The sequence below is a fragment of the Methylomonas lenta genome, assembly GCF_001644015.1.
GTDB classification, from domain to species: domain Bacteria; phylum Pseudomonadota; class Gammaproteobacteria; order Methylococcales; family Methylomonadaceae; genus Methylomonas; species Methylomonas lenta.
Genome location: NZ_LUUI01000111.1, coordinates 116,600 through 122,713, shown reverse-complemented (window position 1 = coordinate 122,713; position 6,114 = coordinate 116,600). Strand labels below are relative to the sequence as shown.

The 6,114-nt window shown below is 49.2% G+C and carries 8 protein-coding genes; all 8 read right to left on the bottom strand.

Annotated features, from left to right (window positions below):
* Nucleotides 1-56: 56 nt before the first annotated feature.
* Nucleotides 57-764 (bottom strand): dinitrogenase iron-molybdenum cofactor biosynthesis protein, encoded by a 708-nt coding sequence (locus tag A1359_RS12840; protein ID WP_066983448.1) that lies wholly within the window; start codon nucleotides 762-764, stop codon nucleotides 57-59.
* Nucleotides 761-1,081, bottom strand: a complete 321-nt coding sequence (locus A1359_RS12835; protein WP_066983445.1) for a rhodanese-like domain-containing protein — start codon at nucleotides 1,079-1,081, stop codon at nucleotides 761-763. Before A1359_RS12835 ends, A1359_RS12840 begins: the two co-directional genes overlap by 4 nt.
* A 20-nt stretch (nucleotides 1,082-1,101) precedes the next feature.
* Nucleotides 1,102-1,671, bottom strand: a complete 570-nt coding sequence (locus tag A1359_RS12830; RefSeq protein ID WP_066983442.1) for a hypothetical protein — start codon at nucleotides 1,669-1,671, stop codon at nucleotides 1,102-1,104.
* A 27-nt stretch (nucleotides 1,672-1,698) separates the two neighbouring features.
* Nucleotides 1,699-1,968 (bottom strand): RnfH family protein, encoded by a 270-nt coding sequence (locus A1359_RS12825; RefSeq protein ID WP_066983439.1) that lies wholly within the window; start codon nucleotides 1,966-1,968, stop codon nucleotides 1,699-1,701.
* Between the two features lie 11 nt (nucleotides 1,969-1,979).
* On the bottom strand, nucleotides 1,980-2,693 hold the full coding sequence (locus A1359_RS12820; RefSeq protein ID WP_066983436.1) for an electron transport complex subunit E: 714 nt from the start codon (nucleotides 2,691-2,693) through the stop codon (nucleotides 1,980-1,982).
* Between the two features lie 76 nt (nucleotides 2,694-2,769).
* A complete protein-coding gene (gene rsxG, locus A1359_RS12815) occupies nucleotides 2,770-3,507 on the bottom strand; it encodes an electron transport complex subunit RsxG (protein WP_066983433.1) in 738 nt (245 codons plus the stop codon).
* Nucleotides 3,508-3,515: 8 nt separating this feature from the next.
* Entirely contained in the window at nucleotides 3,516-4,574 is a 1,059-nt protein-coding gene (locus tag A1359_RS12810; RefSeq protein WP_066983430.1) for an RnfABCDGE type electron transport complex subunit D, read from the bottom strand.
* On the bottom strand, nucleotides 4,571-6,112 hold the full coding sequence (gene rsxC / locus A1359_RS12805; RefSeq protein WP_066983427.1) for an electron transport complex subunit RsxC: 1,542 nt from the start codon (nucleotides 6,110-6,112) through the stop codon (nucleotides 4,571-4,573). The genes A1359_RS12810 and rsxC overlap by 4 nt, the downstream gene beginning before the upstream one ends.
* Nucleotides 6,113-6,114: the final 2 nt, after the last annotated feature.

Sequence of the window (6,114 nt, the reverse complement as noted above, 5' to 3'; positions counted from 1 at the left end):
CACAGGATTCTTGCATATGATATTTCATGCATATTCCTTAGTCTCCGAAAATTTGCTTACTCATGCAAGGCAAAGCGTTTTCTTTCTTCAGGACTGCGGCCAAGGGCCTTTGCCATCCAGGGTGGTGCGGCGTCGAAGACTTGTTGGAATTCTGTGAGTTTTTCCACCGCATCGATCACTTCCGGCACCTTGATAGGATATATATCGGCACGAATGACCTTGGCTGCGGCCGGGCCACCGATGGATTGTATGAATAACACATGGCAATCCTGAATCATGCTGGCGCGAAACAAATTACGATCTTCGGCACTGTCGGCTTCCACTGTGGATCGGATATCGATCAAACGGCATTCCGTGCGGGATAATTGATAGACCAAAAAGCGAATGCAGGAACCGAAATGACCGTTTAGCAGTGCAGCGCTATTTGAAGCCACCGCCACCCGAATCGATTCCGGAATATCGCCATCCTTATAAGTCTGAATTTCCGGCAGACCTTCATCTTCCTCTTCCTCGCCCCACAAATAACGCACGGCCAGTTTGATGTTTTCCAGGCCAATACCAATATCTTCGCCGTCTTCTTCACCATCCAGGCTACCAATACCGGTTTTTAAATTAGTCACGGTAATGGCTTTTAGTTTTTCATCGTCCAGCGGCGAGCCGACTTTATCGTGCATGATGCTGAGCAGTTTGGGGACGTCGACACCGGGCAGGACGCGGGCAGCCAACGCGATGCGTAAAGCCAGTTCTCGGGATAATTGACTCATAAATCACCTGTTGAGTTGATATGTTCCTTCCAGCTGGCATAGCCGCCTGCCAGACTGTAGACTTGTTTGAAGCCGAAATCGCAAAACATCTCCGCCAAATGCTCGCTGGCATGACCGAAATAGCAATAAATCGACATATCCTGCGCCTTGTCGGCTTTTTTGATCAGACTATCGCGTAATTGCTCATGCACATGCATGGCGTTGTCGATGTGACCGGCGCGGTAATCCTTTAAATCCCGGCAATCCAGAATTAACGGTTTGATATCGCTGATTAACTGTTTAACTTCACTGGCAGAGACTGTTTTGAACGGCTTCATGATTGTTACCTGTGCGTTGATTAAACCGGGCCGACTGCGGCGTCTTTTTTAACCACGATGGTTTTAGTCAAGGCTTCATCAAAACTGATAGGATCGGCTTTGATCTTAAAGCTTTTGGCGGCTTCATAAACGGTCACCACTTTATCTTCAGCGGATTGGCCTTTTAAATCGGCTTTTTCGATATACAGTGTTTCCATGGTTTCGTTCCACACCATGCCTTCTTTGTAAGGCAAGAGTTTTAACGTGATGCCGTCCAGCTCGATCAGCATTGGCGTACTGATGTTTTCCACATAAAACAGGGTTAAAGTATCGGGTGTTAGCACGGGTTTATATTTTTCCAGAAACACCGGAATGTGTTGCAACTCGTCGAATAATCCATTAACGAAAATAAGTTTTTCACTGTCGGCCAAAATTGCAGATTGACGCAGCAATAATTCTGGTGGTTTGCGATCGGTTGTCGAGCCTTCGCGAAATGAGCCTTGGATTAATACAAACTCGCCGCGATAGGCTGATACGCCTTTTACGCTGGTTGTCCCCAGAACGTTGGTGATGAAAGTCAAACCTTGTTTATCAAAGTCTTCGAGTAGCATGGAGAGTCTCCTGATTAAAAAATTTGTTTAGTCCACATCGATACGCCGCCGCTGTACTTGCTGTGGATCAGCAGTGATTTTGCGGTAAATTTCCACCCGGTCACCTTCTTTGACCGGGGCATCCAATTTAGCCAACTTGCCGAAAATGCCGACTTTTTGCGTGGTTAGATCGATATGAGAATATTGGCTTAAAACGCCGGACAGCTCGATAGCCTGTTGCACGGTACTGCCATCGGGCACCTCCAGTCGCAACCACAATTGCCTGTCGGCTTCTGCATAACACACTCCTACGTTCATGATTGCGCTCCTTAACTGTCTTGCTCTGCCAATTGCAGGTCTGTAATGTCTAAATTTGAGGCTGGTTTTTCTACGGCTTTTTTATCCAGCAAACGTTTGGCCGCCACCATAAAACCTAGCATGATGAAGCCGCCTGGGGGTAACGCCATCAGTAAAAAACCCTTATATTCGGGAATGATGGTCAACTCCATAAACCTAAAACTTTCGCCCAACAATACCGAGGCATTGGCAAACAAAGTACCTGCGCCGCTAATTTCCCGCAAAGCACCCAGCACCACCAACGCCAGAGTAAAACCCACGCTCATCATCAAACCATCCCAAATCGACGGCATTAACGGCTGCTTGGAGGCAAAGGCTTCTGCCCGGCCTAGAATCACGCAATTAGTCACAATCAATGGAATAAACAATCCCAACACCTTATGTAATTCATGCATCCAGGCATTCAGAAAAATATCCACCAAGGTGACCAACGCGGCGATTAACAATACGAAAATCGGAATGCGGATTTCTGCAGGAATCAATTGCCGATTCACAGATACCGCTGCATTGGATGCCACCATCACCACCATGGTCGCCAGCCCCATACCCAGTCCATTTGTCGCGGTGCCGGTGACGGCCAATAGGGGGCAAAGTGCCAGATTTTGCGTGAGCACCACGTTGTTGTCCCACAAACCGTCTTTAGCGATTTTTCGGTAAGGTTCAGAAAATAATGTTGAGAGTTTCATTGTCAATTCTCCAGAAGGTTTGCCGGAAACGCTCGATTTCACTAGTGTTTAATCGAGTTAATTTCTGCCTACGGTATCAATGTAAAGCAGCAGCATTAAGCAACTCAGCCTGATGTGCTTTATAAAAATCCAAGCCCCGCTTAATCGCCTGCACCACTTTGCGCGGGGTAATGGTTGCGCCGGCAAATTGATCAAAAACGCCGCCGTCTTTTTTAACGGACCATTGCGCGACGGTCAGGTTGTCCAGCGATTTGCCGTTAAAGCTCAAAATCCATTTGGATTTACTTATTTCAATTTTGTCACCCAGGCCTGGGGTTTCAACGTGGGTAATCACCCGTACACCCAGAATTTCGCCATTTTTATCGATACCCATCACCAGACTAATCGGCCCGGCATAACCATCCGGTGCGAAGAATTTAAAACATACAGCATTTAACACACCCTGCTTTTTAGCCAGATATACGATGGTTTGATCTGCACCAAGATTGTTGTCAGTGGATGCCAGCGTGATACTGTCTGCCAGTAAATTGTTGTCGTACAAATCCGCTGGCACCACTTCTTCCAAGCTGGCTTTCAAGTCTTCTTCCAGCCTTAATTGAATGACATCGCGGGTGGCTAAATCGGCGAATCCCAATAATATGCTGGCCAGCAAGGCAAAGATTGCCAAAACAGCCGTCTGATAACCCAGGGTGGGACGCAACCGCTCTAGGTTGGCCGGCTCCAGGAAAGTTGCCAGCTTGGTTTTTAAGCGGGTTGCAACTTTAACCTTCCAAGAGTCGGTAGTCGCTTGTTCTTTAATAGGTTCAGAACTCATGACTGTCCTCAAGGCTGATTACTTTCAATGGGTTTGCCATTGCGGTAACGCCCGTAAATGCGTGGGCGAATATAATGATCGATTAGCGGTGTTACCGCATTCATCAACAAAATTGCAAAGCCAGAGCCTTCGGGATAACCACCCCAAGTACGGATGATATAAATCAATGCCCCGCAACCGATACCAAACAGGCTTTGTCCCAAGGGGGTATTAGGTGTGGTGACGTAATCGGTGGCGATAAAAAACGCCACCAGCATGACGCCACCGGAATTGAGATGTACCCATGGACCGAGATAATGTAGGTCATCTGTCAAATGAAATGTACTAGACAACACCGTGATGGTTAGCAGCAGGGATAGTGGCGCATACCACTGAATCACACCCTGCCTGAGCAACCATAGGCCGCCGGCTATAATCAACAAACTGGAGGTTTCGCCCATGCTGCCTCTTCCCCAGCCAATGAAGTCCAAAGCAGGGGAGTAGTCATGCAGAATTTCAGGCAAGGTCTGATGCAGAGAGAATCCGGTTTTTACCGCGCCTAAGGTAGTTGCGCCTATGACAGCATCGGGCACCATGCCGGAAAAGGTAATCGACAAACTATCGATGATGCCTGGGCCGACGAAAATCGGCTTGACCTTGACCCATGTGGTCATTTCGATAGGAAAGGAAATCAATAAGGCTACTCGCGCCAACATGGCAGGATTGAACACATTTTGCCCCAAGCCGCCATAGACCTGTTTACCCAGAATAATGGCAAACGCAGAACCTACTACACCTATCCACCAAGGTGCCCAGGGTGGCAGTGTCATCACCACGAGCAGACCGGTGAGTATGGCCGAACCATCGTATAAATACGGGGTTGCTGCGACACCTTTTAATTTAAGGCAAAAGGCTTCAAATACCAGCGCAGAAAGTATGGTCACTACAGATAAATATAAAGCCGGCCAACCAAACAAAAATATGCCCCAGGCAGTCGCCGGCAACAGGGCGATAATCACCTTGCGCATGATGTCGTCGACACGCCGAACGGCGATGAGGTGTGGACCGCTGACGGGTTTGATGCTCATGAGTTTCCTTCCTCTACAGTGACTTTGGTCGCTATGTCACTGAGTGCTTGTTGAGCTTTTTGTTTGGCCAATTCTTGTTCGCGGGCACGGGCGGCGCGTGCCTCCATTACTCGCCGGGCTTCGGCTTCCTGCTCCAGACGAATAATTTCCATGCGTTGGTTACGATCATCGATCAGGCGTTTGGTTTGTTCGGCTTTATGCTCCATCTGCTGGCGTTTATACAGCTCACCGGCAGCGAATTTAAAGTAATGCACTAACGGAATACTTGAGGGGCAAACATAAGAACAGCTGCCGCAATTGATGCAGTCTTTTAGACCTAAGTCCACCGCGGCATCCAGTTGATTGGCGCGAATGCGGCTAGCCATTTCCAAGGGCAGCAAGCCCACAGGGCAGGCAGTTACGCAGGTCGAGCAACGAATACAGGGTTTGACTTCGGGTAATTCGATATCTTGTTCAGATAAAGCCAAAATGCCGCTGCAGGCTTTTACTACCGGTACTTCACTGATGGGCAGAGCATCGCCCATCATGGGGCCTCCCATAATCAGTCGGGCAACTTTAGTCTTTTTCACCTCACAATGCGCCAGCACTTCCGACATCAAGGTGCCAATCAACACTTCGACATTTTGCGGTTTATCCACTGCGCTGCCGGACACTGTCACCACACGAGTGATCAACGGTTGGCCCAGACAAACCGCGCGATAGACAGCATGCGCAGTGGCAACGTTATGGATTACCACTCCAATGTCGGTTGCCCTGCCATCGGCCGGAATTTCCCAGCCGGTCAGGTAACGCAGCATTTGCCGATCCCACCCCATCGGGTAGCGGGTTGGCACTTGCACCACTTTGATATTCGCAAACGCTGCACAGGCAGTGCGCATGGCTGCATAAGCCTCGGGTTTGTTGTCTTCTATGCCGATAGTGGCCTCAGGTGCGTTCATTCCAAGCAGCATCAGCCTGATGCCTGAAACGATTTCTCCTGCGCGTTCCTGCATGAGCCTATCATCGCAGGTTAGATAGGGCTCACATTCACCGGCATTAATGATTAAGGTATGGATTTTGTTTTTACGACCCAGATCCAATTTAACTGCTGACGGAAACACCGCGCCGCCTAAACCCACCACGCCGGCAGCGCCTACGCGGGCACAAATTTCTGTCGCAGCCAGCTGGAAGGGATCTGTCGGAATATCAACTGCTGCCCACTGATCCAAGCCATCGGTTTGAATAATGATGGTGCGTATCGGCAAAGCCGAGGGGTGTGGAGCAGGGTATTCCACAACATCGGCAATAATGCCGGAGCTGGGCGCATGCACTGGGGCTGAAATCGTACCCTGACTGTGCGCCAGTAATTGGCCTTTAAGCACTTTATCGCCGACTTTTACCAGTGGTTCGGCAGGTTTGCCAACGTGTTGCTGGACCGGGATGAAAAGCTTTTTTGGTAGTGGCATATCCAAAGCAATCGGAACACCGGAGGTTTGGTTTTTGTGCTCCTCGGCATGGATGCCGCCGCGCAATCTGGGGTTTTCGAATAAAGCCAGCATGC